This window comes from Micromonospora sp. NPDC047707, assembly GCF_040704235.1.
Classification (GTDB): domain Bacteria; phylum Actinomycetota; class Actinomycetes; order Mycobacteriales; family Micromonosporaceae; genus Micromonospora.
This window is the reverse complement of the sequence record NZ_JBEYSU010000004.1, coordinates 214,224-239,318: the sequence shown is the minus strand read 5'-3', so window position 1 is coordinate 239,318 and position 25,095 is coordinate 214,224. Positions and strand designations below refer to the sequence as shown.

At 75.0% G+C, this 25,095-nt stretch carries 24 protein-coding genes; 7 read left to right on the top strand and 17 right to left on the bottom strand.

The window, feature by feature from the left end; genetic code table 11:
* Window positions 1-103 precede the first annotated feature (103 nt).
* From AB0873_RS06660 to rocD, 3 genes are all read left to right on the top strand, one after another.
* On the top strand, window positions 104-832 hold the full coding sequence (locus AB0873_RS06660) for a thrombospondin (RefSeq protein WP_366598735.1): 729 nt from the start codon (window positions 104-106) through the stop codon (window positions 830-832).
* Between the two features lie 320 nt (window positions 833-1,152).
* Window positions 1,153-1,968: a dimethylargininase gene (gene ddaH, locus AB0873_RS06655; RefSeq protein ID WP_205800980.1), complete on the top strand. Its 816-nt coding sequence runs from the start codon at window positions 1,153-1,155 to the stop codon at window positions 1,966-1,968.
* Window positions 1,965-3,179, top strand: a complete 1,215-nt coding sequence (rocD, locus tag AB0873_RS06650; RefSeq protein ID WP_366598734.1) for an ornithine--oxo-acid transaminase — start codon at window positions 1,965-1,967, stop codon at window positions 3,177-3,179. The genes ddaH and rocD overlap by 4 nt, the downstream gene beginning before the upstream one ends.
* Window positions 3,180-3,237: 58 nt before the next feature.
* Here rocD and AB0873_RS06645 read toward each other — a convergent pair whose 3' ends face one another.
* The 7 genes from AB0873_RS06645 to AB0873_RS06615 form a co-directional block, all read right to left on the bottom strand.
* Window positions 3,238-4,389: an FHA domain-containing protein gene (locus AB0873_RS06645; protein WP_366598733.1), complete on the bottom strand. Its 1,152-nt coding sequence runs from the start codon at window positions 4,387-4,389 to the stop codon at window positions 3,238-3,240.
* The gene (locus AB0873_RS06640; protein WP_366598732.1) at window positions 4,386-4,679 is read right to left on the bottom strand and encodes a 4a-hydroxytetrahydrobiopterin dehydratase; all 294 of its coding nucleotides are present in this window, start codon (window positions 4,677-4,679) and stop codon (window positions 4,386-4,388) included. The genes AB0873_RS06645 and AB0873_RS06640 overlap by 4 nt, the downstream gene beginning before the upstream one ends.
* A gap of 83 nt (window positions 4,680-4,762) precedes the next feature.
* A complete protein-coding gene (locus AB0873_RS06635; RefSeq protein WP_366598731.1) occupies window positions 4,763-5,836 on the bottom strand; it encodes an acyl-CoA desaturase in 1,074 nt (357 codons plus the stop codon).
* Between the two features lie 183 nt (window positions 5,837-6,019).
* Complete coding sequence (locus tag AB0873_RS06630) at window positions 6,020-9,865, bottom strand: hypothetical protein (RefSeq protein ID WP_366598730.1); 3,846 nt, start codon at window positions 9,863-9,865, stop codon at window positions 6,020-6,022.
* Window positions 9,866-9,912: 47 nt separating this feature from the next.
* Complete coding sequence (locus AB0873_RS06625) at window positions 9,913-10,707, bottom strand: inositol monophosphatase family protein (protein WP_366598729.1); 795 nt, start codon at window positions 10,705-10,707, stop codon at window positions 9,913-9,915.
* Window positions 10,704-10,916, bottom strand: a complete 213-nt coding sequence (locus tag AB0873_RS06620; protein WP_366598728.1) for a DUF397 domain-containing protein — start codon at window positions 10,914-10,916, stop codon at window positions 10,704-10,706. Before AB0873_RS06620 ends, AB0873_RS06625 begins: the two co-directional genes overlap by 4 nt.
* Window positions 10,907-11,674, bottom strand: coding sequence for a DUF5753 domain-containing protein (locus AB0873_RS06615; protein WP_366598726.1), 768 nt, complete (start codon window positions 11,672-11,674; stop codon window positions 10,907-10,909). The genes AB0873_RS06620 and AB0873_RS06615 overlap by 10 nt, the downstream gene beginning before the upstream one ends.
* 197 nt (window positions 11,675-11,871) lie before the next feature.
* Between AB0873_RS06615 and AB0873_RS06610 the strand changes: the two genes are divergently transcribed.
* Window positions 11,872-12,117 (top strand): hypothetical protein, encoded by a 246-nt coding sequence (locus AB0873_RS06610; protein ID WP_366598725.1) that lies wholly within the window; start codon window positions 11,872-11,874, stop codon window positions 12,115-12,117.
* 23 nt (window positions 12,118-12,140) lie between these two features.
* Window positions 12,141-12,365, top strand: a complete 225-nt coding sequence (locus AB0873_RS06605; RefSeq protein ID WP_366598724.1) for a flavin reductase — start codon at window positions 12,141-12,143, stop codon at window positions 12,363-12,365.
* A gap of 112 nt (window positions 12,366-12,477) precedes the next feature.
* On the opposite strand, the gene cutA is transcribed toward AB0873_RS06605, so the two are convergent.
* Genes cutA through AB0873_RS06590 form a run of 3 tightly spaced genes read right to left on the bottom strand, consistent with a single transcriptional unit; the run spans window position 12,478 to window position 14,654 of the window.
* Window positions 12,478-12,798, bottom strand: a complete 321-nt coding sequence (cutA, locus tag AB0873_RS06600; RefSeq protein ID WP_155330472.1) for a divalent-cation tolerance protein CutA — start codon at window positions 12,796-12,798, stop codon at window positions 12,478-12,480.
* A gap of 9 nt (window positions 12,799-12,807) precedes the next feature.
* Window positions 12,808-13,824, bottom strand: coding sequence for a 1-acyl-sn-glycerol-3-phosphate acyltransferase (locus AB0873_RS06595; RefSeq protein WP_155330471.1), 1,017 nt, complete (start codon window positions 13,822-13,824; stop codon window positions 12,808-12,810).
* A complete protein-coding gene (locus AB0873_RS06590; RefSeq protein WP_155330470.1) occupies window positions 13,824-14,654 on the bottom strand; it encodes a patatin-like phospholipase family protein in 831 nt (276 codons plus the stop codon). Before AB0873_RS06590 ends, AB0873_RS06595 begins: the two co-directional genes overlap by 1 nt.
* Window positions 14,655-14,773: 119 nt before the next feature.
* On the opposite strand from AB0873_RS06590, the gene AB0873_RS06585 reads away from it, so the two are divergent.
* Window positions 14,774-16,288, top strand: a complete 1,515-nt coding sequence (locus AB0873_RS06585; RefSeq protein WP_366598723.1) for a protein kinase — start codon at window positions 14,774-14,776, stop codon at window positions 16,286-16,288.
* A gap of 61 nt (window positions 16,289-16,349) precedes the next feature.
* Here the strand turns inward: AB0873_RS06585 and AB0873_RS06580 are convergent, their stop codons facing one another.
* The 7 genes from AB0873_RS06580 to AB0873_RS06550 form a co-directional block, all read right to left on the bottom strand.
* Window positions 16,350-17,414, bottom strand: a complete 1,065-nt coding sequence (locus AB0873_RS06580; RefSeq protein ID WP_366598792.1) for a glycosyltransferase — start codon at window positions 17,412-17,414, stop codon at window positions 16,350-16,352.
* A gap of 167 nt (window positions 17,415-17,581) precedes the next feature.
* Window positions 17,582-18,250 (bottom strand): BON domain-containing protein, encoded by a 669-nt coding sequence (locus tag AB0873_RS06575; protein WP_366598722.1) that lies wholly within the window; start codon window positions 18,248-18,250, stop codon window positions 17,582-17,584.
* Between the two features lie 174 nt (window positions 18,251-18,424).
* Window positions 18,425-20,008, bottom strand: a complete 1,584-nt coding sequence (locus AB0873_RS06570; protein ID WP_366598721.1) for a trypsin-like peptidase domain-containing protein — start codon at window positions 20,006-20,008, stop codon at window positions 18,425-18,427.
* Between the two features lie 62 nt (window positions 20,009-20,070).
* Window positions 20,071-21,627 carry a HAMP domain-containing sensor histidine kinase gene (locus AB0873_RS06565; protein WP_366598720.1) on the bottom strand — a complete coding sequence of 519 codons (1,557 nt, stop codon included), beginning with the start codon at window positions 21,625-21,627 and terminating at the stop codon, window positions 20,071-20,073.
* On the bottom strand, window positions 21,624-22,325 hold the full coding sequence (locus AB0873_RS06560) for a response regulator transcription factor (RefSeq protein WP_155330465.1): 702 nt from the start codon (window positions 22,323-22,325) through the stop codon (window positions 21,624-21,626). Before AB0873_RS06560 ends, AB0873_RS06565 begins: the two co-directional genes overlap by 4 nt.
* Window positions 22,326-22,390: 65 nt before the next feature.
* Window positions 22,391-23,299, bottom strand: a complete 909-nt coding sequence (locus AB0873_RS06555) for a lysophospholipid acyltransferase family protein (RefSeq protein WP_366598719.1) — start codon at window positions 23,297-23,299, stop codon at window positions 22,391-22,393.
* Window positions 23,296-24,069, bottom strand: coding sequence for a GNAT family N-acyltransferase (locus AB0873_RS06550; protein ID WP_366598718.1), 774 nt, complete (start codon window positions 24,067-24,069; stop codon window positions 23,296-23,298). Before AB0873_RS06550 ends, AB0873_RS06555 begins: the two co-directional genes overlap by 4 nt.
* Window positions 24,070-24,243: 174 nt before the next feature.
* Here AB0873_RS06550 and AB0873_RS06545 point away from each other — a divergent pair, with 174 nt between their 5' ends.
* A complete protein-coding gene (locus AB0873_RS06545) occupies window positions 24,244-24,918 on the top strand; it encodes a hypothetical protein (RefSeq protein WP_366598717.1) in 675 nt (224 codons plus the stop codon).
* The last annotated feature ends 177 nt before the right edge of the window (window positions 24,919-25,095 follow it).

The window sequence follows — 25,095 nt, the reverse complement described above, 5'->3', positions numbered from 1 at the left end:
CCGGGTGGGTGTCGCGATCGTCACGTCTGGGTACCTCTCCACCGTTACCGCGCGGGCGCCACCCGTTCCACCGGCCGCCGGCGCATTCCTCAGGAGGTGTGACGTGGTTCGAATTCCTTCCCTCTCGCGCCGGACGGCACCGGCGCCTGACGACACCACCGGCCGCGCGGACGAGGCGACCGCCACCCGCGACGGCGCCGCCGACGGCACGGCCCGGACCGCTCGTCCGGTCGTGACCGATCGGAGCGACGAGCAGACGACGTACCGCAGCGCGGGGGCGCCCGCCGACACCCCGGACACCGACGCCACGCGCCGGGCCGCCACCGCACGGGCGGCGACCGGACGGTCCGACGAGGGGACCCGCCGTAATCCGGTCGCGGACCCGGCCCAGGAGCGGACGCTCGACGGCCGGACGGTCGACCCGGACCGGGACGCCGCCGCGGCGCGGGTCGACCGGGACCGCGACGGTGTGCCGGACCGGGCGGAGCGCCCGGTGGTCGCCGGCCCGAAGCCCCGGTCCAGCCTGCTCGCCACGCTCGGCCTGATCGCCGGTGTGGCCGGCGTGCTGTTCGTGCTCACCGGCACCCTGGCCGGGTACGGGATCGGGCTCGGCGCCGTCGGCGCGGTCCTCGCCGTTCTCGGCCTGGCCGCGACCCGGCGGCGGCACGTCGCCGGGACGACCGACGCGCTGCTGGGCGTCGTGGCCGGCCTGGGTGCCGTGGTCCTGGGCGTGCTGGCGATGACCGGCCAGTTCGACTGGCCGACCACCGACGGCGACTGGGTGACGCGCTTCCGGGAGTGGCTCGACTCACAGTTTGTGGATCGCTTCTAGGGGGCACTGTCCGGCTCGCCGGCGGTGCGCCGGCGACGCCGGTGGTGCACCGGCACAGCCCGACCAGCCTGGTGGTTCACCAGCCGGGCACACCCTGATTCGGGGGCGGCGGTTCGCCGCCCCCGAAGTGGTTCCGGCGTCGGGATGCGGTAACGCAACGAAACGCCGCCGACCCACGGCTACACGCAACGATCCGACGTCCTGTGCAACTTCCTGCGGTGGATCCCGCCGGCCGGTGCCGCATACCGTTGAGCAACGGCGCCAGCCCGCGGGCCGAAGGTGGCCGGGCGCGCCCGACCCCTGGGAGCAGGACAATGACGATGGACGCCACCAGCCAGCGCTTCCTGATGTGCCGGCCGACGTACTTCGCCGTCGACTACGCGATCAACCCCTGGATGGACCCGACCGCGCCGGTGGACGCCGACCTGGCGATCCGGCAGTGGGAGCGGCTGCGCCAGATCTACCGGGACCTGGGCCACACCGTCGAGGAGATCACTCCGGTGCCGGGCCTGCCCGACATGGTCTTCGCCGCCAACGGCGGCACGGTGATCGACGGCAAGGCCATGGCCGTGCAGTTCCGGGACCCGCAGCGCGCCGACGAGGCGCCCGCGTACCGGGCCTGGTTCGAGAGCGCCGGCTTCGAGATGTACGACCCGAAGCACGTCAACGAGGGCGAGGGCGACGTCCTGCTGGTCGGCGACCACCTGCTCGCCGGCACCGGGTTCCGCACCGCGCACGCCTCGCACGCCCAGCTCCAGGAGGTCTTCGGCTACCCGGTGATCACCATGCAGCTGGTGGACCCGCGCTTCTACCACCTGGACACCGCGCTGACCGTGCTCGACGAGCGGACGGTCGCGTACCTGCCCGAGGCCTTCTCCCCCGGCAGCCAGGCCGTGCTGCGCCGGCTCTTCCCGGACGCGGTCCACGCCACCATGGCCGACGCCGAGGTGCTGGGCCTCAACGCGGTGAGCGACGGCCGGCACGTCGTGCTGCCGGCGCAGGCCACCGGCCTGGCGGCCAAGCTGCGGGACCGGGGCTACGAGACCATCGGTGTCGACCTGTCCGAGCTGCGCAAGGCCGGCGGTGGACCGAAGTGCTGCACGTTGCGACTCCGTCAGGGAAAGGCGAGCAAGTGATCGAGGACAAGCTGCGGACGCCGGAGGCCGTCCGGGACGCGGAGCGGTGGACCGCGCACAACTACCACCCGCTGCCGGTGGTGATCTCCTCCGCCGAGGGCGCCTGGCTGACCGACGTGGACGGCCGTCGCTACCTCGACTGCCTCGCCGGGTACTCGGCGCTCAACTTCGGCCACCGGCACCCCGAGCTGATCCGCGCCGCGCACGAGCAGCTCGACAAGCTGACGCTGACCAGCCGGGCGTTCATCCACGACCAGTTCGCCGACTTCTGCCGCGAGCTGGCCCAGCTCTGCGGCAAGGACCTGGTGCTGCCGATGAACACCGGCGCCGAGGCCGTCGAGACCGGCGTCAAGGTGGCCCGCAAGTGGGGCTACCAGGTCAAGGGCGTCGCCCCGGGCCAGGCGAACATCGTGGTGGCCGAGGGGAACTTCCACGGCCGCACCACCACCATCGTCTCCTTCTCCACCGACGAGGACGCGCGGGCGGACTTCGGGCCGTACACGCCCGGCTTCACGGTCGTCCCCTACGGCGACCTCGACGCGCTGACCGCCGCCATCGACGAGAACACCGTCGCGGTGCTGCTCGAGCCGATCCAGGGCGAGCAGGGCGTGGTCGTACCGCCGGAGGGCTACCTGCCGGGCGTACGCCGGGTCTGCACCGAGCGGAACGTGCTGTTCATCGCCGACGAGATCCAGTCCGGCCTGGGCCGCACCGGCGCGACCTTCGCGTGCGAGCACGAGGGTGTCGTGCCGGACATGTACCTGCTGGGCAAGGCGCTCGGCGGCGGCATCGTCCCGGTGTCGGCCGTCGCGGCGGACGCCGAGATCCTCGGTGTGCTCAAGCCGGGCCAGCACGGCTCCACCTTCGGTGGCAACCCGCTCGCCTGCGCGGTGGCCACCGAGGTCGTCCGGCTGATCGCCACCGGGGAGTTCCAGCGCCGCTCCGCCGAGCTGGGCGCCCGGCTGCACGCCGGCCTCCAGGCGCTCGTCGGCAAGGGTCTGCTCGCCGTCCGGGGCCGGGGTCTGTGGGCCGGCCTGGACATCGACCCGGCGCTGATGAGCGGCCGGGAGGCGTGCGAGCGGCTGATGGAGCGCGGCGTCCTCGCCAAGGACACCCACGGCTCGACCATCCGCCTCGCCCCGCCGCTGGTCATCACCGAGGAGGAGATCGACCACGCGGTGGCGCAGCTGGCGGCCGTGCTGGCCGGCTGATCGTCGTACGCCACGAAGGGCGCCGGGAATGATCCCGGCGCCCTTCGTCGTCCGGATGTCAGCGGGGCAGGCGCATCGCCATGGTCGGCGCCTCGGCCATCACCGACGCCGGCGTGTACGGCGCGCCGGCCGGCAACTCGTCGGGGCGGCCCACCTGGACGCCCGGGTAGAGCTCGACCATGTCCCCCTCGGCCAGCACCCGGGACTGCTGCGGCTTGAGCGGGATCCGCTCCGCCTCGGCCATCGACCCGCCCGGCCGGATCCCGGAGCCGTTCGTGCTGACGTCGGTCACGATGATCTCCCCGACGCGCAGCTCCAGCTTCAGGTGGCTACGGCTGATCCAGCGGCGGGCCTCGTCGTTGAGCCACTGGCCGAGCACGATGCCGTCGGCGGCGTCCGGCGCGCGGCCGACCAGCACCGGCTCCTGGTCGGTGAGCACGAAGCGGCGGCGGATCAGGCCGCCGATGCGGACCGCCAGCACCTCGGAACGGGGTCGCGGGCCGGCGTCGCTCAATCGGGCACCGTGCCGGGGGCAGGTCGGTACGCCGTTCCGCAGGCTGGGCGGCGGCTGCGTCACCGGGCTCCGGTCGGTGACCGCCGCCAGGTCGGCGAACGCACCACCCCCACCCCCCTGGCCGAACAGCGCGCACGGGGACTCCGGGCACCGCCAGTTCCGCGCCAGCAGCTTCGCGCCGGCGGGCGACCGCTCCCCGGCGACCGGCGTGTCCCCGCCGCCGACGTGGGCGACGAAGACCGGCCCGCCCGCACCCGGCACCGGAGCCACCACCCGGCCCGGCTGGTCGGCCACCCACGGGTAGCGCCCGCGCAGCCCGTCGAGGCGAGCCCGGCTGAGCACCGGCAGGCCGAGCAGGTCGGCCACCTCCAGCATCCGGTCACCCGGGTTGTCGAGCACCTCGACCAGCCCGTCGTCGGCCCACCGGCGCACCACCATGCGCTCGTTCGAGGTGAGGTCGGCGTCGGAGAGCAGGGCCCGGTGCACCACGGCGTAGACCGGAACGCTGTCCTCCTCGAACTCGCGGGAGAGCGCGTCGATCACCATGCCGAGCCGGAGCAGGCTGGCGGGCCGGCCACCGTCGATGTCCTGGTACCGGATCACCTCGGCCAGGTCGAGTACCGCCCGGACCAGCGAGGGGTCGGTGCACACCCGGCCCTCGATGGCGTCGAGCACCTTGCTGATCTCGAATCTCATCGGACCTCCCGCACGATCCCGTCGATCCGCCGCGCGAGGTCCAGATCACGGTGGGTGACGCAGCCGGCCGAATGGGTGACACAGCGGAAGGTCACCGTCCGCCAGCGGATGTCGATGTCGGGGTGGTGGTCGAGTTCCTCGGCCACCACGGCCACCCGGTCCACCAGCGTGATGGCGTCCGGGAAACTGGCCAGCTCCACGGTGCGGGCGATCCCGGCCTGGTCACCGGACCAGTCGGGCAGCCCGCTCAGCTCGTCTCGTACCGCCTCCGCGGTGAGCGCCTCTGCCATGGGGAGACCCTACCGGCAGCCTCAACCGGCACGCTGACCAGCGGCGGCGGCGTGTGACGCGCGGACATCGGGGGCGCCGCAGTTCAACTCCTGGGAGGTACCCGACCCTGAACGCTTCGGGTCGGGCGGCCGACCTCGTGCAGGTGCGCGAGCGCCTGCCGGTACGACTCGACCAGCCCCACCTCCACGTACGGGACCCCCCGCTCGGCGCAGTACGCCCGGACGACCGGCCGGGCCCGGCGCAGGTTCCCGCGCGGCATGTTCGGGAACAGGTGGTGCTCGATCTGGAGGTTGAGGCCGCCCAGCGCCGCGTCGACGATCCGCCCGCCCCGCACGTTGCGCGCGGTCAGCACCTGCTTACGCAGGAAGTCCAGGTCGTCGTCGGCGGACGGCATCGGCATGCCCTTGTGGTTCGGAGCGAACGAGCACCCCATGTACAGCCCCCACAGCCCCTGGTGGACGGCGGCGAAGACCAGCGCCTTCACCGGCGACATCGCCAGCAGCAGGCCGCCGGCGTAGAGGACGGTGTGCGCGGCCAGCAGCGCTCCTTCGACGGTCCGGTGCCGCATCGGCGTACGGAATCGCCCGTCCGGATCGCGGCCCAGCACCGCCCGCAGGCTCGCCACGTGCAGGTTCAGCCCTTCCAGCAGCAGCATCGGGAAGAAGAGCACCGCCTGCCGCCGGGCCAGCCACCGGGCGAAGCCCCGGGTCGCCCGGGCCTGCTCCTCCGTCCAGACCAGCGCGCCGGCACCGACGTCCGGGTCCTCGTCGACGTGGTTGGGGTTGGCGTGGTGCCGGTTGTGCTTGTCGACCCACCAGCCGTAGCTGAGTCCGACGGCGAGGTTGCCGGCGAGCAGGCCGACCAGCTCACTCGGCCCGCGCCGGCGGAACATCTGCCGGTGTCCGGCGTCGTGACCGAGGAAGGCGACCTGGGTGCTGGCCACCGCCATCAGGACGGCGACCGCCACCTGGGCCCAGGCGTCGCCGACCAGCGCGACCGCGGCCCAGGCGGCGGCGAACAGCCCGGCGGTCAGCGCGATCCGGGCCGCGTACCGGGCCGGACGGCGGTCCAGCAGGCCCGCCGATCGGATCCGCCGGGACAACTCCGCGTAGTCACTGCCCTGCCGCGCCGGTCGTTCCGCCACGAGTTCCCGCATGCTGCACCGCCCCTGCCTCGGTCGCGCCGGACTGCCCGACCCCCGTCACCGAGTCTCGCGGAACCGGATGCGCTGGGTAATCCCGCATGCCCCCGGATCTTTGGTAGGGCGTGCCCTACCGGTGCCGGGGAGCCACCACCACCGCCCGGACGAGCGAGGGTGCCGGCGCCCCGGCCCGGCCGGTCAGCTCATCCGGCCGACGGCGGCCCGCAGCCGGGCCAGGTCCCGCCGCCGCCGCTCGTACGTGGCGGCCAGGCCGATCAGCGCCAGCCCACCGGCGGCGAGGAAGATCCACCGGGGCAGCAGGTCCCAGGTGCGGGCCAGTTCGTGCAGCGCGAGCGGGGTGAGCGTCAGCGCGCCGAGCACCACCGGCGCCTGCCAGCGCCGGATGGCGCCGGCGAGCACCGCCGCGAGCGCCGCGAGCCCGAGCAGGAGCCGCCGCAGCGGCTGCGGATCCGAGGCGACCAGCGCCGACGCGAGGGTCGGCAGCAACCCGGCGGCGAGGCCCGGCCCGATGGCCAGCCAGCTGGTCAGGCCGGGCCGGGTCCGCAGCGCCACCGCCCCGGCGACCAGGGCGAGCGCCGCCGCCGGCAGCGTGTACGCCTCCAGCACCGCGACGTCGCCGGCGGCCAGGAGCAGCCAGGTGCCGAGCAGTTCGCTGCCCCCGGCCACGGCGGCGAGCAGCCAGCGCAACTCGACCGGCTCGCCCCGGCGCAGCAGGCGCAGCCCGACGGCCGCACCCCACAGCACGCAGACGGCGGCCACGTGCCGCAGCGACTCCACGGCGAGCAGGAACGCCACCACCGCGACGGCCTGCGCGGCGGCGTCCAGTGCTTGTCGCGTCGTCACGGCCGTTCCGGTCGCCCCCGAGCCGCCGCCCGCCGGGACGGCGGAGCCCGGTGCGGCCGGGACGGCGGAGCCCGGCACGGCCGGGACGGCGGAGCCCGGCACGGCCGGGACGGCGGAGCCCGGCACGGTCGGGACGGCGGAGCCCGGTGCGGCCGGGACGGCGGGGCCCGGCGCGGCCGGGGTGCCCTGCCCGCGGCCGGCGTCCGCTGGACCCGGCCCGCCCGGCACCGGACGCGGCAGCGCGGCGGCGACGGCGAGCGTGAGCACCGCGACGGCGAGCACCGAGAACGCCGCCGCCCGCAACGGCAGGCCCGCGGCCAGCGACGCGGTGACCGCGAGGGCGGTCACCGCCACGACCGCCGCGAGAGCCCCGGCGAGCCGGGCGACGGCCCGCCGACCGGCGACCCCGACCACGGTGCCGGTCACCACGAGCGCAGCGAGGCCGGTCAGGGTGCCGGCCCGGGTGGCCAGCAGGCCCGACAGCCCGGCGCCGGTGAACACCAGCCCGAGCGGCAGGGCGACCGGGACCAGCAGCGGACGCGGGGCGGGCAGGGCGGCGGCCAGCACGGCGACCACCCCGACCAGCAGGGTCGCGGCCGGCAGCACCGGCCACGGCGCACCCGCCGCCCGAAGCAGCACCGGAAGCGCCGCCGCCAGGAACGGCGCCGCCAGCAGCGCGGCCGACCACCGCCAGCCGCCGGGTTGTCCGACCCCGGGGGCGACAGGCGGGGCCGTCCCGCCTTCCGATGGCCCCGGAGTGCCGCGTTCCGGGTCGGTCGACCGGCCGGACGCGGACACCCCGCCCTCGCCGCGCGCCCGTATCGCGGCGGCCAGCCCCACGGCGGTGGCCAGCACCGGCAGCGCAAGCCCGGCAGGCACGTCGGCCGGCACCGCCTCGACCGCCGGCACCCCCGACCAGACCGGCACGTCGCCGTACGGGGCGAGCAGCGCGGTCAGCACCACGGGCAGGAGGGCCGCCACCGCCACCACCGACAGGCCTCGGCCGACGGCGCTCGGGGCGGCGTGGTCCCCGCCCAGGACGGGGCCGAGCATGGCGAGCAGGGCCGCCACGGCGGCGTACAGCGACAGCGGTTCGCCGTCCACCAGCGCCGGTGCCAGGCCGACCGGAACGACCGCCACGGCGAGCGCGGTCGACGCGTACCGGGTGAGGTCCGGCCAGTGTCGACGGACCGCGAGCAGTCCGGCCGGCAGCAGTGCGGCGGCAGCGAGCGCGGCCCGGGCCTGCCACCACTCCGGCGCGCCCCCGGCGAACGTCGCGAGGGTGGCGCCGGCCGGCACGACCAGCAGTACGGCGGCGAGGCCGGCGCCCGCGACGCCGCGTTGGACACCGGTGCCGCGCCGGCCGAGCGCGGCGACGACGAGCCCGACCAGCCCGGCCACCGCGAGCGCCGCCCCGGCGCCGGCCGGCGCGGCGAGACCGACCAGCAGCGCGTGCCCGAGCAGAACGGCCCCGGTCACCGCCGACGCGAGGACCGGCCCGGACCGGGCCGGCCGGCGACCGACCGCGAACCCGAGCAGCGCCACCGCCGCCACGAGGTCCAGCGCCACCACCGCCGGCCAGGGCGCGGCCCACCCGGCCGGCACGGCGAGCACCGTCGCGCCGGCGCCGGCCGCGGCGAGCGGGCGCCGTACGGCCCGGGGCAGCAGCAGGCCGGCGGCGGCCACGACGGCCGCCACCGCGACCGGCAGCTGCCATCCCCAGTCGAGCACCGGTCCCGGCCCGGCGCCCTGCCACGGCGGCAGCGAGCGGACGACCGCACCCCCGGCCAGGGTCACCACCGTCACCGCCGCGACCTGCGCCAGGACGCCGGTCACCACCAGCGCCCCGACCCGGGGACCGGTGCGCCACCGGGCCGGCAGCAACCGGACGACCCCGGCGAGGAGCAGCACCACCGGTGCCGACAGCCCCAGCAGCAGCCCCTCGCGCAGCTCCGCGACCGGGCGCAGCAGTGCGCCCGCCAGCACCGGCACCAGCAGCGCACCCGCCACGCCCCGGAACACCGGCCCGCCGGCCAGCAGGGCCGCCGCGAGGAGGGTCGCCGCCACCAGCAGCAGCGGCAACCCGGCCAGCAGCGGCGTACCGGCGAACCGCCCGACCGCCAACGGCACCAGCGCGCAGCCGGCGGCGAAGGTCAGCGCGGCGGCGTACCCGAGCCAGGCGACCACGAGCCCGGCCAGGACGACCGGCCCCCCGCCGATCGTGCCCGGCACCGTGCCCGTCCCCGGCGCCGTGTCGGGTTCGGACTGCGCCGCCGTACCGTCGTGCTCGGCCTTCGACGCGACGGCGGCCCCCCGGCCGGCGCGCAGGCCGACCACCACCAGCAGGTTCACGACGGCCACGCCGACCAGCACCACCGCCCAGCCGCCCGCCGACGGCCGGACCTCGGCCGCGGCCAGGGGCAGCACCGGCTGCACCGCCAGCAGGGCGGCGAACCAGGGCACGGTGAGCCGGCTGAGCCGGGCGTACCCGGCGGCGACCGCCGCGCCGGCCCCCCCGACCAGCGCGGCGTACCGGGTGCCCGGCCAGCCGGTCACCCCGCCCAGGTCCACCGTCCAGGCGGCGTACCCGTCCAGGAACACCAGCAGCAGGCCCACCGCGGCGATGGTCTCCGCGGTCCCCCGCAGCCCGCGCCGCACCGCGACCAGCGGGACGGCGAGGAACAGCGCGGTGACCGCCGCCAGGATCAGCGCCCGGCCGGCGACCCCGACGGTCGCCCAGGCCACCGCCGTGAAGACGACGGCGGCGGTGCCGAGCAGCAGTCCACCGAGGACGAACAGCACGCCCTGCACGGTGCGGGTGGAGGTCTCCGCGCCACCGGGCCGCGCCGGAACCGGCCCGGCCACCGGCAGCGCGGCCGGACGGCCCGGCGCCGGTGGCCGAGCGGGAACCGGCACCGCGGACCGCGCCGGTGCCGGGAACTCCGCGCGGATCGCGGCGGCCAGCTCCGTCCGGCGCCGCCGGGCCGCACCCAGCCGGTCCGCGATCTGCTGGTACGCCTGGCGCGCCCGCTCCACCTCCCCGGCGAGGGTGACGATCTCCCGGTCGAGCCGGAGCACCTCGGCCGCGGGCGGGTACGGCGGGCGGCCGCACCCGGAGCAGCCGGTGCCGAGATCGGCCGGCGCACCGCAGGCGGGACAGGGGTAGGCGGAGTTCTCCACGCGGCCATCCTCGACCAGCGGAGATCATCGGACCAGAGTGCGCGTACCTAGTCCCGACCGATGATCGACAGCAGCAGCTCGTGGGTCTCCGCGTCGGCGGCCGCCACGAGCCCCCGGCCCGCCGGCCCGACCGGACCGCCGTCGATCCCGCTGACCACGCAACCGGCGGCGCGGCACAGCGCGATGCCGGCGGCGAAGTGCACGCTCCCCGACAGGTCACCGCCGTCGGTGACGTACGCGGCGCGCCGGCCGGCCGCGACCCAGGCCAGTGCCAGCGTCGTCGACACCACCCGCGGCCGGAACCGCTCGACGAACCGGGGATGGGCCAGCAGGTCCACGGCCCGGAACGCGGGTGCGCTCGGGAACGGCGGGTCCAGGTTGACGTCGACCAGGCGGGTGCCGGGGGTGGGCGTCAACGGCGTGTCCACACCGTCCTGCCGGAGCCAGGCGGTCGTACCGTCGGTGTGGAAGATCTCGCGGTTGAACGGATCCGCCACCGCCGCCGGCCCCTCGGGCAGCGCCACGTTGACGGCCACCAGCATGCTGCCGGCGGCGTAGTTCAGCGTCCCGCACAGCGGGTCGACCAGCCACTGGCGTGCGGCGTCGGCCCCGCCCTGCCGTCCGCCCTCCTCGCCGAGCACTCCGTCGTCCGGCCGAGCGGCGCGGAGAACGTCGAGGATCCTCCGCTCGGCCGCCAGATCGGCGGCGGTGGCGAAGTCCCCGCCGCCCTTGTCGACGCGATCGAGGCGCTTCCCGTACAGCTCGCGTACCACGTCGGCGCCGGCACGGGCCGCGGTCACCGCGACCTCGACGTCGGCGAGGCCCGCGTACGGGTCGGTCAACGGGACGGCCGTCCGGTCAGCTCCGCCCCGGCGACCCGGCCGACGAAGGCCCGCCAGGCGTCCGGGGTGAAGACCAGGGCCGGCCCGCCCGGGTCCTTCGAATCGCGGACACCCACCACACCGGAGAGGTTGTCGGCGACCTCGACGCAGTCACCGCCGTTACTGCCGCTCCTGGTGCTCTTCCGCCACCGCGCGCCGGTCAGGTCCATGATCTCGCCGCTTCCCTGAGAAGGTCCAGGGAACGTCCTCGGGGAAGCGCTTCGCCCCGGATGCGTTCCCACCGCCGCTCAAGCGTAGCAATCTCGGATGTCTGGTCGATGATCTGCGCCTGCGCCTGGCTGTCCACATGCGCCACTTTCGTTCCGTCGGTCAGTTCGGCGAGTGTGAATGGGCCGTTCAACCCCGGGTACACCGCGGTGTCGCGTGGCACCACGTGGAGCTGGACGTTCGGCCACTCGGCACAAGCCACCAGGTGGGCGAGTTGGGCAGCCATCACCTCCGGGCTTCCGGCGACCGGGCGGCGGATGACGGCCTCGTCGATCACCGCGACGAAGAGGGGCGCGCGATCACGGATCAGGACCGCCTGCCGGTCGATGCGGGCCGAGACAAGCTCATCGACTTCGGTCGGGAGCAGGGCTTCCCAAGCAAGCGTCGCGCGGGCGTACGCCTCGGTTTGCAGCAGGCCCGGAATCCAGGCGAGCTGGAACGCGCGCAGCGCCACCGCGTCCCGCTCGATATCGATCCACGGCCGGAACCAGACGGGTTCACGCCGCTGGAGCGCGTCCGGCCAAAGCTCCGCCACGTCCTTACCGAGAAGCTCAGCGACCTGGGCACGGTGCCGGGGCTGCGGGACACGCCCCGGATTCGCCCACCGGGCGACCGTCTTCGGATGGAGCCCGATACGGCCAGCCAGGCTTTCGGCAGTCTCGCATGCCTCGGCGAGCGCCGCGACGAACGCATGGTTCATGCCGGTCCCTTCTGGAGCTTTTGAACGTCCCCTGGGCATCATCTAACGCTGTGTGATTGTCCGACAACCGTTGGCAGGGTGCCTTTCAGGCGGTGTGAGCCGGTGGCGGACCCGAGACCCGCCGGTCGCGCTGTCGGGGCCGCCCCCTGGTCGAGCACCCGGGGGCGGCCCCCTTCCACGACCCGAAGGAGGCCGCCGTGCGCCCGATCAACCTCGCCCCGAACACGACGATCCGCGTCCCCGAGCAGGGCTACCGGTTCGGGACCGGCCCGCTGACCTTGACGATCACCGAGGTCGTCACGAGTGCCGTTGTCGACGGTCGGGTGTGGGTCCGGCTCAAGGGCCGGGAGATCCGCCCCGACTGGTCGGTCGCGCCCCGGGAGCGGTGTGCCGAGGTCCGGCTCGACCTGGTCACCGAGATCGAGCCGGTACGGGTGCGATGAGGCACCGGCGCAGGACCGAGCATGTGCCGTCCCGCCCGACGTGGCGCTGCCGGGCATGCGGCATCGCGTGGCCCTGCTCCCCGGCGAAGCTGCGCCTGCTGGGCGAGTACCGCACCGACCGGACCGCTCTCCTGGTCTACCTCGCCACCTGCCAGGCCGAAGCCGCCGGGGAACTCGACGCCGACATCCCGGCCGACCGTCTCGTCCAGCGCTTCACCGCCTGGGCCCGGGCCCGGCACGCCACGTGAGGCCGACGAGCTTGATCGGATACGGCTTAGCGGCAGCCGCACCGGCGTGTCGAGTCGGTGGGACGTATTCGATCATGCCGGGGTCGGCGGCACCCGGCGGGCAGGCCACAGCTCAGGGGCGGGTGTGTTCGTACACCCAGGCGGCGTAGTCGGGGTTGCCGCTCTCCACCCGGGTCACCAGGATCTCCGGCACCTCGTACGGGTGGCTGGCCCGGATCTGCTCCACCAGCGCGGCGGCCCGGTCGGGGGCGGTCTTGAACTGCACGGACCACTCGGTGCTGGTCTCCACGCCCTGCCGCCACCAGTAGGTGCTGTCCACCTGGCCTCCCACCTGGGCACACGCCGCCAGCCGGCCGGCCACCGCCGCGGCCGCGAGAACGTCCGCGACGGAGCGCGCATCCACCACCGTCGTCACCACGCAGATCTGGTCCACGACCGCACCCTACGCGGGGCCGTCCCGGTTGGCGGCGATCCACGCGTCGATCCGGGCCCACCAGTCGAAGAGCCAGTCGATGCGCTCCTGCCGGCCGGCCGGCACCTCCTCGGGGGGCACGGACCAGAAGCGCATCACGATCCGCTTGTCCATCGGCAGCTCACGCCACACGTCGGTGACGGTGAGCATCCGGTCCAGCCCGGTGTGCGCCACGAAGATGATGCCGGCGTCCGGGGCGGCGTCCAGCGCGGCCAGCAGACCGCCGGGTTGCGGGGCGAGGACGTGCTGCATCCGCTCCGCGCGCAGCGCCATCCGCTCCAGGCCCAGTGAACGCAGCCGGGCGATGGCCCGGAGCCGGCGGCGCGGGGTGAAGTTGCCACCCTCCGGGAAGATCACGAACGCGTCGTCGTCGTCCAGGCCGGTCGCCAGGTGTCCGATCTGCTCGGTCACCGAGCCGCGGCCGTCGTGGCCGGGCGCGATGAAACGGTTCGGCAGCCGGTTGAGCAGGACGTCGATCGCCGGGTCCCACTGGAGGCTGTCCTTCAGGACGATCCGCGGCTCCCGCCGGAACCAGTTCACCAGGGCGTGGATCAGGATGAACGAGTCGCCCGGACCGGCGTGCCGGCACAGCACGAGTTCCGGCCGGCCCGGGAGCGCCGTGTCCGGGTCGGTGCCGGCCACGTCGATGGAGAGCCGCAGGGTCCACCGGGCCTGCCAGAAAAGCACCCGCAGGAACCAGCCGGCGAGCAGGTAGTGCGCCCGCTGGAAGGCCGGGGACCGGACCCGCCAGCCGAAACCGGAGGCCACCCAGAGCAGGAAGAGCGCGAGCAGCGCCGCCGCGTCCCAGACCAGGTAGACGGCGGCCACCCAGAGCACCCGCAGGGGCCGCAGCCGGCCCGGGACGAACGGCGAGGCGGCCAGGGCGAGCAGGGCCCACGCCGGCACCGTGGTCACCACCGTGACGGCGAGCAGCACGACGCCGGGGGCGAGGAGCAGCCGGCGCAACCACCGGGGCGGCAACGGCATCAGCTGTCCAGTTGCGCCAGGTAGTGCCGGGTCGCGGTGTACGCGCGGCTGATCCGCCGCCCCACCGCCGCCATGTCCCGGTACGCCCAGGGCGAGTCGTCGCGGGGTCGGAGGCCGCCGGTGGGCAGCACGTGCACCTCGACCCCGTCGGGCACCGCCGCCATCTCCCGGGCGAACCGGTGCCGGCGGGCGATCTCGAATGCGACCTGGGCGATCTCCCAGGGCCGCCGCGGCGGGGTGAGCTCTCGTTCGATCCGGCCCACCTGGAGGACGAAGATCCGGCCGGCCCCGGACGCCACCGCCTCGCCGATGGGGATGGAGTTGACGATGCCGCCGTCGATGTAGTGCTGGTCGGCGATGCGGGCCGGCGGCAGCAGCCCCGGCACGGAGGCGCTGGCGAGCACGGCCGGCACCAGTGGCCCGCTGTCGAACCAGTGCTCGGCGGCGCGCTCGATGTTCGCCGCGCAGCAGCGGAACGGCACGCGCAGGTCGGCGAAGGTGGTGTCCACGCCGAGTTCGTTCTCGAGCAGCTTGCGGAGGGGGCGCGGCGAGTGCAGGTGGGTACGCGCGGCGAACCGGCGAAGCTGCCGGGCGACCGAGTCGCCGTACACCTCACTCGCCTCGGGCGACGCCCAGAGCCGGACCAGGCGGTCGGTGACGGCCTCGGACGGGTCGGCGGCCACCAGCGCGCCGTTCACCGCGCCGATGGACGTGCCCAGTACGAGGTCGGGCTGGATCCCGGCACGGAACAGGGCACGCAGCATGCCCACCTCGACCGCGCCGAGGACGCCGCCGCCCCCGAGCACGAACGCCACCGGTCCCCGCGCCATGCCGTTCATCCTGGCACGGCCGCGCCGCACGCCTCTCCCGGTGGGACCGGGGGGCCGTTGACAGGGCGGAAACATTCACGCAACCTGATAGCGCTCCCACCCCGAGGCAGGTGTGATCCGTGAAGCCGGCACTCCATCCCGGCCGGTTGCTGTCCCGCAGGTACCGGCTCATCGACCAGATCGGCGCCGGCGGCATGTCGGTCATCTGGCGGGCCCGGGACGAGGTACTCGACCGGATCGTCGCGCTGAAGGTCCTGGTGCCGTCGCTCGCCGCCGACGCCCGCTTCCGGGACATGGTCCGGGAGGAGGCCCGGGCCGCCGCCCAACTGGTCCACCCGCACGTCACCGCGGTCCACGACTACGGCGAGACGGTCGCGCCGGACGGCTCGATCACGTCGTACGTGGTGATGGAACTGCTGACCGGTGAGGAGCTGGAGCTGCGCCTGACCGAGGGCCCGCTGCCATGGGCGGAGGCCGTCGAGATCGGCGCGCAGGTTGCCGACGCGCTCGCGGCGGCGCACCGGCTGGGCATCGTGCACCGGGACGTCACCCCGGCCAACGTGATGATGACCCGCACCGGTGCGAAGGTGCTCGACTTCGGGATCGCCACGCGGATCGGGGCACCGGACGAGGACGAGGACGGCGGCACGTTCGGCACACCCGCGTACGTGGCACCGGAACGGCTCGACGGCGCGTCCGCCCAGCCGGCCACCGACGTGTACTCCCTCGGCGTTCTGCTGCACGAGGCGCTCACCGGCCGGGTGCCGTACCCCGCCGACACCTGGGAGCAGCTCAGCGCGGCACTGGCCGAGGGCGTACCGCCCTCGCTGACCGACGTGCCGGGCCTGCCGCCCGAGGTGGCGCGGATCTGTCTGCGGTGTCTGGCCCGGGATCCGGCTGCGCGGCCGACCGCCCGGCAGGTCGCGACGGTCCTGCGCGACCAGCTGCTCCCCGCCGATCCGCAGGCCGCCACGATGCTCGCGCCCACCGTCACCCTGCCCGCCCTCGCCGCACCGGCCACTGAGGACGTCCGGCCCGAGCCGGCCGGGGAGACGGCCGTCCCTCGGGGCGAGGATGCTGACGCGGGTCCGACCGGGGCGGCCAGCAGGACGGAGAGGCGAGGAGGGCCGGGCCGGCTCCGCGGGCGCCGGCTGCGACCGGTGCTGATCGTGCCGGTCGTGCTCGTCGTGGGCGTGACACTGGCGACGCCGGCGCTGCGGCAGGAGGATGATCACGCCCCGCCCCGGTCGTCGCCCACCACCGGCCCGGCGGGACCGGTCCCCTCGGCGGTGCCCGACCACCCGCCACCACCGACGCGGACGCCGCCGGCACGCCCGGCCGACCCGGCGCACAGCCCCGACCCCGGGACCCTGCTGGACGCCGCCAACCGGCTCGACGGCGTGATCGGCGCCGGGCTCAGCGACGGCGGCATCCGCTCCGACGTCGGCCTGGACTTCCGCAACGAGCTGCGCAACCTCACCGGCGCCGCGCGCACCGGCGGGGACGACCTCGCCGAGCGGGTGGCCAGGCTCCGCGAGAAGGTCGGCGTCCGCCTCGGCGAAGGCGCGATCAGCGAGTCGTACGCGGAGCGGCTCGACGCCGCGATGGCCGACCTCGCCGCGACGCGGGCCTAGCACCCGGGTCGAAGTCCCGGCCGGGCCGGGCTGCGACTGCCGGGCCGGCCCTACGGACGGGTCAGCGAACGGCGACGCGGGCGGGCTCGCGGGCGCCACCGGGGACGGCCGGCGCGGTGATGAAGCGCCGGTAGACCTCCTCGTAGCCGGCGGCCATCCGAGCGGTGGAGAAGCGCTCCGCGACGTGGGCGACGCAGGCCGCCGGGTCGAGGTCGATGGCGGCGCGCAGCGCCCCGGGCAGTTCGTCGGCCCGTTCGCACACCAGGCCGGTCACGCCGGGGCGGACCAACTCCGGTACGGCTCCCCGGTGGAGTGCCACCACCGGCGTACCGGTGGCCATCGCTTCCAGCATCACCATGCCGAACGGTTCCTCCCACTGGATCGGCATGATGAGGCACCGGGCCTCGACGAGCAGACGCAGCGCCGCCCGGCGGTCCGCGTCGAGCACCAGCGTCACGTCGTCGTCCAGCAGCGGCCGGATCACCTCGTGGTAGTAGCGGCGCTCGGCCGGCTCGTTGCACTTGCCGGCGAGCACCAGCGGCAGGCCGGCGGCGCGGGCGGCGCGGATCGCGATGTCCGGTCCCTTGTCCGGGCTGAACCGGGCCAGCCAGAGCACCGGCCCCTCGGCGGCCGGGGCACTCTTGTGCGGGATGCCGGGAAGGTCCAGCGCGTTGTGGACGGTGCCGACCCAGGGCAGGCGCGGGTTGAGCCGCCGCTGGGCGTGCGAGATGGCCACCAGACCCACGCCGTGGTCGGTGTAGCCGAGCACCGTGCCGTACTCCCCGACCGGGTTGCCGTGCACGGTGGCGACCGTCGGCACGGCGCGTCGCCCGGCCAGCAACGGACCGATGGTGGTGTGGTCGTGGACGACGTCGAAGTCGGCCGGGCCGATCAGGTCGTCCACCCGGGCGAGATGGGCCAGTTCGGGCAGCGACTCGCCGAGCCGGTCGTACTGGAGCGTGGGGACCGTGGAGACGAAGCTCGCGCCGGTGCCGTGGTGCTCGCCGGCGCCGAACACGGTCACCGCCTGACCCCGGTCGACGAGCGCGTCAACCAGGCCGGCGACGGTCTGCTCGACCCCGCCGTACCCCGGCGGAGGCACGGACAGCCAGGGCGGGACCACCATCGCGATGCGCAACGGCCGCTCGGCCGAGCCGGCGTCCCGGTGGTTCCCAGCCACGCGTCCTCCCCCTCGGTCTTCGGCGGACGGCACCCACCCGACACCGGACCGCTGCCGCCGCGTGGCGGTCGGTTTCCCGGCGACGACCCGGCTAAACCGGACAAGCCGGGCAGTCAGCCGCCCACGAGCAGCTCGTCGCGTACGGCGCGGACACCGTCGGCGGACCACGCCACACGCTCGGCCTGGTCCCGTTCCCACCACGAGCGCACCACCCCACCGAGGATCACCGTGTCACCGTCCACCTCGACGGTCACCCGCTCGGTGCCGATCCCGCGCAGCAGCGCCCGCTGGACGTCGCCCCGGATCCGCTCGCCGTCCGGCCGGGCCACCGGCCGCACCTCCACCAGGTTCGTCACGCCACGTACGCCGCGCAGGCGCCGGACCTCCATCTCGGCGGTCCGCCGCTGCCAGCCGAACTCCACCTCACCGCGGAGCATCACCCACCCGTTCGCCACGGTCACGTCCAGCCGCTCGGCCGGCACGAAGCTGTCCCACTCCAGCGCCCGGCTGACGGCGATCGCGATCTCCCCGTCGGTGTACTGCTCGTCGCCGAGGATGCGGACCTCCAGGTCGTCGGCGATCCCCCGGACGCCCCGGACGCGCTGCGCGCACCGCCGCGCCGCCCACTTCCGGGCGTAGCTGTCCACGCAGCCGGTCAGCGTCACCACCCCGTCGTCGACGCTGACCCCGATCTCCTGCGGCTCGACGCGGGGGTCCCAGGCGAGTTCGTCCAGCACGTCCCGTTGGATCTGCGCGTCGGTCCGGACGGCGGTGGTGGTCATCGCTTCCTCCGTACGCCTCACGGGTCCTCGTGCTCCCACGGTGCGGGCGGTACGGGTGACGGCGGCTCACCCGCACCGGATGAACCGCCGCCGGCGGAAAGCGCGGCGGGTGGCGGAGCCAACCCCCTTGGCTCCGCCACCCGCCGCAGGAGGGAGGAGGAAAGTTCGTAACCGTTAGGACGCTTCAGCGAGCGTCACGGTTGCCGTCGATTCGGCGCCGTTGCGCTTGTAGGTCACCTCGACCCGGTCCCCGACCTTGCCGGCCTGGACGGCACCGACCAGATCGTCGGAGTCGTTGATCACCTTGTCGCCGAACCGGCTGATCACGTCGCCGCGCTGCAGGCCGGCCTTCTCGGCGGCGCTGCCCGGGGTGACGGCGGCCACCAGCGCCCCGCCGCCCTCGGCGGCGTTCACGCTGACGCCGAGCGTCGGGTGGCTGACCTTCTCGCCCCGCTGGAGCTTGGCCGCGACGTCCTTGGCCTTGTTGCTCGGGATGGCGAATCCGACGCCGATGTTGCCCGTGCTGCCCTGGCCGGCGGTGGCGATGGCGGTGTTGATGCCGATCACCTCGCCGCGCGTGTTCACCAGCGCGCCGCCGGAGTTGCCGGGGTTGATCGGCGCGTCGGTCTGGAGCAGCCCGGAGATCGAGCTGACCCCCTGGCGCGGGTCCTGCTGCTGGGGGCCGCCGGCCTGGATGGTGCGGTCCCGCGCGCTGAGGATGCCGGCGGTCACCGACCCCTGCAGGCCCAGCGGGCTGCCCAGGGCGAGGACCTGGTCGCCGACCTGCATCCCGTCGCTGTCGCCGAAGGTCGCCGGCTTCAGCCCGCCCACCCCGGACGCCTTCAGGACGGCCAGGTCGGTCTTCGGGTCGGTGCCGACGATCCGGGCCTGGGCGGTCTCACCGTCCGCGAAGATCACCCGGACGGTGTTACCGCTCGCCGACGCGATCACGTGGTTGTTGGTCAGCACGAAGCCGTCGGCGGTGAGGATCACGCCCGAGCCCTCGCCGTTGCCGGTGGTGATCGAGACCACGCTCGGCTGCACCTCGGCGGCGATGCGCGGCAGGTCGGCGCTGTTGATGACCGGCGCGGCCGAGTAGGTGCGGGTGATGCCGGAGTTGCCGTCGAGGGCGAGCGCCAGCGCGCCGCCGGCGACGCCGGAGCCGAACATCAGGGCGAGCACCGCGACACCCGCTCCGGCGAACTTCGCGACCCGGCCCGGACTGGTACGCGGGCCGGTCTGCGGCGCCGCCCACGGCGGCAGGGGCTGCCCGGCGAGGTGCGGCTGCGGGCCGGCGTGGTGGTGCGCCGGGGCGCCCGGATGCTGCGGCTGCGGACCGTACGCCGCCCCCGGCTGGCCCCCACTCCAGCCGGGCTGGTTGCCGGGGTACCAGGGAGCAGCCGGGTAGCGGCCCTGCTGGTAGCCGCCGTACGGGTGGCCGCCGGACGGCGCGGCGCCGGGCTGGCCGGACGCCGGGTACGGCGGGGCGGAGGGGGTGGCTGCCGGCGGGGTGCCGGGGGCGGCCGGTGAGCCGGGGGCAGCGGTCTCCGGGCTACCGGCGGTCGCCGGACCGGCCTCGGCGGCGAGCGGGGCGGCGGGGCCGGTGGTGCCCGGAGCGGCGGAGTCGGTGACCGCGGGGCTGCCCGGGGCGGAGTCGGACTGCGCGCGCTCGACGCGGGGCAGCTCGGCGGTGGGGGGCGACGGCTCGGCGTCGGTGGGGGCCGGCCGGCGCTGCGGGTCGGACTCGTACTCGGTCATGGCTCCACCTTCTCCTCCGCCACTGCGACCAGCCTGGAACCCGCCTGAAGGTTGGCTGAAAGTCACAGGTCGTCGCCGTCCGTGTCCGGTACCAGGGGCAGCCGCACCCGGAACGTGGCGCCCCCGCCCGGCGTCTCGACCACCTCGACGGTGCCGTGGTGGGCGGCCACCAGCGCGGCGACGATCGCCAGCCCGAGCCCGGTGCCGGTGTTCCCGCCGGGCCGGCGGGTCCGCGCCGCGTCCGCCCGGTAGAAGCGCTCGAAGACCCGCTCCGCCTGCTCCGGTGAGAGCCCCGGGCCGGTGTCGGCCACCTCCACCACCGCGAGGTTGCCCGGCTCGGACCGCAGCCGCAGGGTCACCGACGCGTCCGGCGGGGTGTGCGTCAGGGCGTTCGTCACCAGGTTGCCGATCACCTGCCGCAGCCGGGCGTCGTCGCCGTACACCACCAGGCGCCCGGAGCCCGGGACGATGTCCAGCTCGATCCGGCGGTCCGGGGCCACCGCCCGGGCGGCCTCGATCGCGTCGGTGGCCAGCACCGGCAGCTCGACCGGGGCGAGCGAGAGCGGGCGTTCGCGGTCCAGCCGGGCGAGCAGCAGCAGGTCCTCGACGAGCAGCCCCATCCGGGCTGCCTCGTCCTCGATCCGGCGGAGCAGGTCGCCGGTCTGCTCGGGCTCGCGGGCGGCGCCCTGCCGGTACAGCTCGGCGAAGCCCCGGATCGTCGTCAGCGGGGTGCGCAGCTCGTGCGACGCGTCCGCGACGAACTGCCGCATCCGCTCCTCGGAGCGACGGGCCCGAGCCTCGGACGCGCGGGCGTTCGCCGCGGCGTCCCGGGCGGTGGACTCGGCGGCCCGGGCGGCCGCCTCGGACGTGGCGCGGGCGGTGAAGGCCGCCTCGATCTGGGTGAGCATCGCGTTGAGCGCCCGGGACAGCCGCCCGAGTTCCGAGCTGGGGCACTCCTGGCCCGCCTCCGGGTCGGGCACCCGCCGGGTCAGGTCGCCGCCGGCGATGGCGGCGGCGGTCTGCTCGATCTCCACGAGCGGTTTGAGGCTGGTCCGGACGATCGCCGCGCCGATCGACGCGAGCAGGATCAGCACCGCACCACCGACCAGAAGGTCGATCCAGACCAACCGTTTGACGGCCAGGTCCACGTCGGTGAGATGCTGGCCGACGGCCGCCACCTGACCGTCCGGCAGTTCGAGGTAGAGCATCCGCCACCGGCTGTGACCGTCCTGCGACCGGACGGTGCGCGGTTCCCCGACCAGATCCCGGAACCCCTCCTCCGTGCGCGGCCAGGTCGGCAGGTCCTGCTGGTCCATCTCCGGGTTGTAGAAGAAGGCGGTCGCCTGGCCGTCCGCGACGGTGAGCAGCACGTAGTCGCTCGGCAGGCTGAACTGGACCTTCTGGCCCGGCCGCAGCGTCGCGGCCCAGCTCGTCACGCTGCCGCTCGCCGAGCGCAGGTCCGCGTCCACCTGGTCGATCAGATAGCTGCGCAGGAAGTAGGTGGTCAGCGAGCTGATCACCAGCAGTGCGGCTGCCACCAGCGCGAGGACCGCGGTGACCAGCTTGACGCGGAGCGGGACGCTTCGGAGCCGGAGCTTCGCCTGCTGGACGACGTTCACGCAGCCGGCTTGCGAAGGACGTACCCCACCCCACGGAGCGTGTGGATCAGCCGGGGCTGAGTGTTGTCGACCTTGCGCCGCAGGTACGAAATGTACGACTCGACGATGTTGTCGTCACCCCGGAAGTCGTAGTTCCACACGTGGTCGAGGATCTGCGCCTTGGACAGCACCCGGTTGGCGTTGAGCATGAGGTAGCGCAGCAGCTTGAACTCGGTCGGCGACAGCTGCACCCGCTGGCCCGCCCGGTACACCTCGTGGGTCTCCTCGTCCAGCTCCAGGTCGGCGAAGGTGAGCCGGGACGGCGCCTGCTCGCCGGTGCTCGTACGCCGCAGCACGGCGCGGATCCGCGCGGTCAGCTCCTCCAGGCTGAACGGCTTGGTGACGTAGTCGTCGCCGCCCAGGGTGAGGCCGCGGATCTTGTCGTCGGTGGCGTCCCGGGCGGTGAGGAAGACGACCGGCGTCCGGGTGCCGCCCTCGCGCATCATCCGGATGACCTCGAATCCGTCGAGGTCGGGCAGCATGACGTCCAGCACGACCAGATCGGGGCGGTGGTCCTTCGCGACGTTCAGCGCGGCGCTGCCGCTGGTGGCGGTAGCCACGTCGAAACCCGCGAACCGCAGGCTCGCGGAGAGCAGTTCGAGGATGTTGGGATCGTCCTCGACGACGAGCAGTCGCGCCTCGGTCTGGGTAGCGGCCATGCGGCCCATCATCCGCGCTCAGGCTGCGCCCCGCCTGGGCGGTCGCTGAAAAGAATCTGTGAGGGTCATGCCGCCAGGTCGAGCTCCCGCTCCGCGACCACCAGCCGGGTCGGCAGCGCGTGCAGCGCCGCGGCCCGGGGCACCCGGGACGGCACCAGGTGCACGGCCGACTCGGCGGCCCGGGCCAGCACCCGCCGGTCGGCGTCCGCCGCCGGATGCAGGGCCGCCGTGACGGTCACCGTCACCACCAGGTCGCGGGCGGCGAGCACCCGCCGCAGCGACCGCCACAGGGTCTCGTCGCCCAGGAAGGCCGCCGCGGTGGTGGCCGTGTCGGTGGCCGCGCACCGGTAGCCGATCCGCAGCGGCACCACCGGGGCACCCGCGTCGATCGCGGCCTGGAACATCGCCGGCCGGAACCCGCCGGCCGGCCGGCAGTCCCCCGCGTCGCCGCACCAGGTGGTGCCCTCCGGGAAGACGGCGACCGCCCGCCCGGAGCGCAGCAGGGCGGCCAGCCGCGTCACCGTGTCCGGCAGGTCCCGGGGCCGGGACCGGTCCACGAAGACGGTCCCGGCGACACCGGCGAGCTGACCGATCAGCGGCCACGCCCGCACCTCGCTCTTGGCCATCATCCGGGCCGGCGACACGGCCAGCACCGCCAGGATGTCCAGCCACGACACGTGGTTGGCGACCAGCAGCGCGCGCCGCCGGGGCAGCCGGCCCCGGACCACCAGGCGCACGCCGACAGCCCGGGCGGTGGCCCGCGCCCAGCGGCGGATCGCGGCCTCCCGCTCGCGAGCGGGCAGCAGCGGGAGCAGCACCGCCAGGCCGGCACCGGCGAGCAGCATCCCCAGCCCGGCGACCATCCGGCCCAGCCGCCGCGCGGCGGAGACGTCGGGCACGTCGCCGGGCACCGGCAGGCAGGTCGGGCCACACCCGGAGGTCGGCCGCCAGAGGTCGTACGCGACGGCGGTCACCGCTCCACCCCGCCCAGGAAGTGCCGCAGGTAGCGGGGATTCATCCGGTCCAGGGAGAAAAGCACGTAGAAGTCGGCGACCCCGAAGTCCGGGTCGTAGGCCGGCGCGCCGCAGACCCATGCGCCGAGGCGCAGGTAGCCGCGGAGCAGCGGCGGGACCAGTGCCCGCGCCTGCGCGCCCCCGACCGCGCCGGTGGGCACGCCGGGCTCGGCGAACCAGGGCCGCAGCGGGCGGACCCGCAGCGGCGGCGGAGCCAGGTGCTTCGCCTGCGCCAGGGCCCACACCTCCGCGACCGCCCGTCCCCCGTCGGCCACCGGGACCGAGGCGCAGCCGCCGAGCCAGCGGACGCCACGCAGGTGCAGGTAGCGGGCGATGCCGGCCCACATCAGGTTGATCACGGCGCCGGAGCGGTGGTCCGGGTGTACGCAGGACCGGCCGGCCTCCACCAGGTCGTCGCGGAGCGGGTCCAGCGGCGTCAGGTCGAACTCGTCCTCGGCGTACCGGCGGTCGGCGCGGCCCGGCGGCAGCAGGCGGTACGTCCCGACCACCTCACCGCTGCTCTCCTGCCGCACGATGAGGTGGTCGCAGTACTGGTCGAAGTCGTCGACGTCCAGGTCACCCACGCCGGGGCGCAGGGTGGCGCCCAACTCGGTGGCGAAGACCTCGTGTCGGAGGCGTTGCGCGGCCGCGACCTGGTTGGGGTCGTCGGCGATCAACAGCGTGTACCCGCTGGTCGTGAGGGGTGCGCCAGCGGCGGGCAGAACGGCCATGAGTTCTGTGTAGGGGGCTCGGGTTGCCGGTCACGGTGGTGAGGAGTGTCGATCGGGTGAACGGCGGTGGGCGGCCGGCTGCCGTGACCGCCCGGCGACGTCGACGGGCGGACGTGGGAGGCTGCCCCGGGTGGGCCGGCGACGGGGCCGGCGCCGCCGACCGGAGGTGCGGACATGATCATCGGTGCGCGGTACAACGGGCCGCCCGGCTCGGGCAACGGCGGGTGGAGCGCGGGGACGTTCGCGGCCGGGGACCCGGGCCTGCGGGCAGGCCGGCCCGGCGCGGCCGACGCCGCGGTGGAGGTGACCCTGCGGCGGCCGCCGCCGCTGGAGACCCCGCTGACCCGGCACGGGACCGAGGTCCGCGACCCGGACGGGCAGCTGGTCGCGGAGGTCCGTCCGGTCCCGGGGTTCCGCACCGTCGTGCAGCCGGTCGACCTGGCGACGGCGCGGGCGGCCGCGGCTGGGTACCCCGGGCTGGTGGACCACCCCTTCCCCGGTTGCTTCGTCTGCGGCCCGGAGCGGGCCGACGGGCTGCGGATCTTTCCCGGTCCGCTGCCCGACGGTCGCACCGCCGCGCCGTTCCGGGTGCCGGACGACGTCGACGTGGTGACCGTCTGGGCGGCGCTGGACTGCCCCGGCGGCTGGTCGGTGATCGCGCCCGGCCGGCCGTACGTGCTGGGTCGGATCGCCGCCGTGGTCGAAGCGCTACCGGAGCCGGGCGACGAGTGTGTGGTGACCGGGCTGACGGCGGGCGCCGAGGGCCGGAAGGCCGAGGTGCACAGCAGCCTGTACGCCCCGGACGGGACCCTCCTCGCCTGGGCCCGCGCCACCTGGATCGCGGTGTGACGGCGGAGGAGGGGCTCCTGGCCGACGGAACCCCTCCCCGACACCACGGCGGGTCGTTCCTCAGGAGTAGCCGCCTCCGCCGCGAGACGGAGGTGCGGGTACGGACCGCGCCTGATTGATTTGGTTGCGCCGGCCGGTCACGCTGTGCAGCGGCGTACCCCGACGCCACCACACGAG

Bases quoted from the DNA above. Each gene is read 5' to 3' on its own strand.
- ddaH (WP_205800980.1), top strand. From the start codon at position 1,153: ATGGACGCCACCAGCCAGCGCTTCCTGATGTGCCGGCCGACGTACTTC.
- AB0873_RS06645 (WP_366598733.1), bottom strand. From the start codon at position 4,389: ATGAGATTCGAGATCAGCAAGGTGCTCGACGCCATCGAGGGCCGGGTG.
- AB0873_RS06640 (WP_366598732.1), bottom strand. From the start codon at position 4,679: ATGGCAGAGGCGCTCACCGCGGAGGCGGTACGAGACGAGCTGAGCGGG.
- AB0873_RS06635 (WP_366598731.1), bottom strand. From the start codon at position 5,836: ATGCGGGAACTCGTGGCGGAACGACCGGCGCGGCAGGGCAGTGACTAC.
- AB0873_RS06620 (WP_366598728.1), bottom strand. From the start codon at position 10,916: ATGGACCTGACCGGCGCGCGGTGGCGGAAGAGCACCAGGAGCGGCAGT.
- AB0873_RS06615 (WP_366598726.1), bottom strand. From the start codon at position 11,674: ATGAACCATGCGTTCGTCGCGGCGCTCGCCGAGGCATGCGAGACTGCC.
- AB0873_RS06595 (WP_155330471.1), bottom strand. From the start codon at position 13,824: ATGCCGTTGCCGCCCCGGTGGTTGCGCCGGCTGCTCCTCGCCCCCGGC.
- AB0873_RS06590 (WP_155330470.1), bottom strand. From the start codon at position 14,654: ATGGCGCGGGGACCGGTGGCGTTCGTGCTCGGGGGCGGCGGCGTCCTC.
- AB0873_RS06580 (WP_366598792.1), bottom strand. From the start codon at position 17,414: ATGGTGGTCCCGCCCTGGCTGTCCGTGCCTCCGCCGGGGTACGGCGGG.
- AB0873_RS06575 (WP_366598722.1), bottom strand. From the start codon at position 18,250: ATGACCACCACCGCCGTCCGGACCGACGCGCAGATCCAACGGGACGTG.
- AB0873_RS06570 (WP_366598721.1), bottom strand. From the start codon at position 20,008: ATGACCGAGTACGAGTCCGACCCGCAGCGCCGGCCGGCCCCCACCGAC.
- AB0873_RS06560 (WP_155330465.1), bottom strand. From the start codon at position 22,325: ATGGCCGCTACCCAGACCGAGGCGCGACTGCTCGTCGTCGAGGACGAT.
- AB0873_RS06550 (WP_366598718.1), bottom strand. From the start codon at position 24,069: ATGGCCGTTCTGCCCGCCGCTGGCGCACCCCTCACGACCAGCGGGTAC.
- AB0873_RS06545 (WP_366598717.1), top strand. From the start codon at position 24,244: ATGATCATCGGTGCGCGGTACAACGGGCCGCCCGGCTCGGGCAACGGC.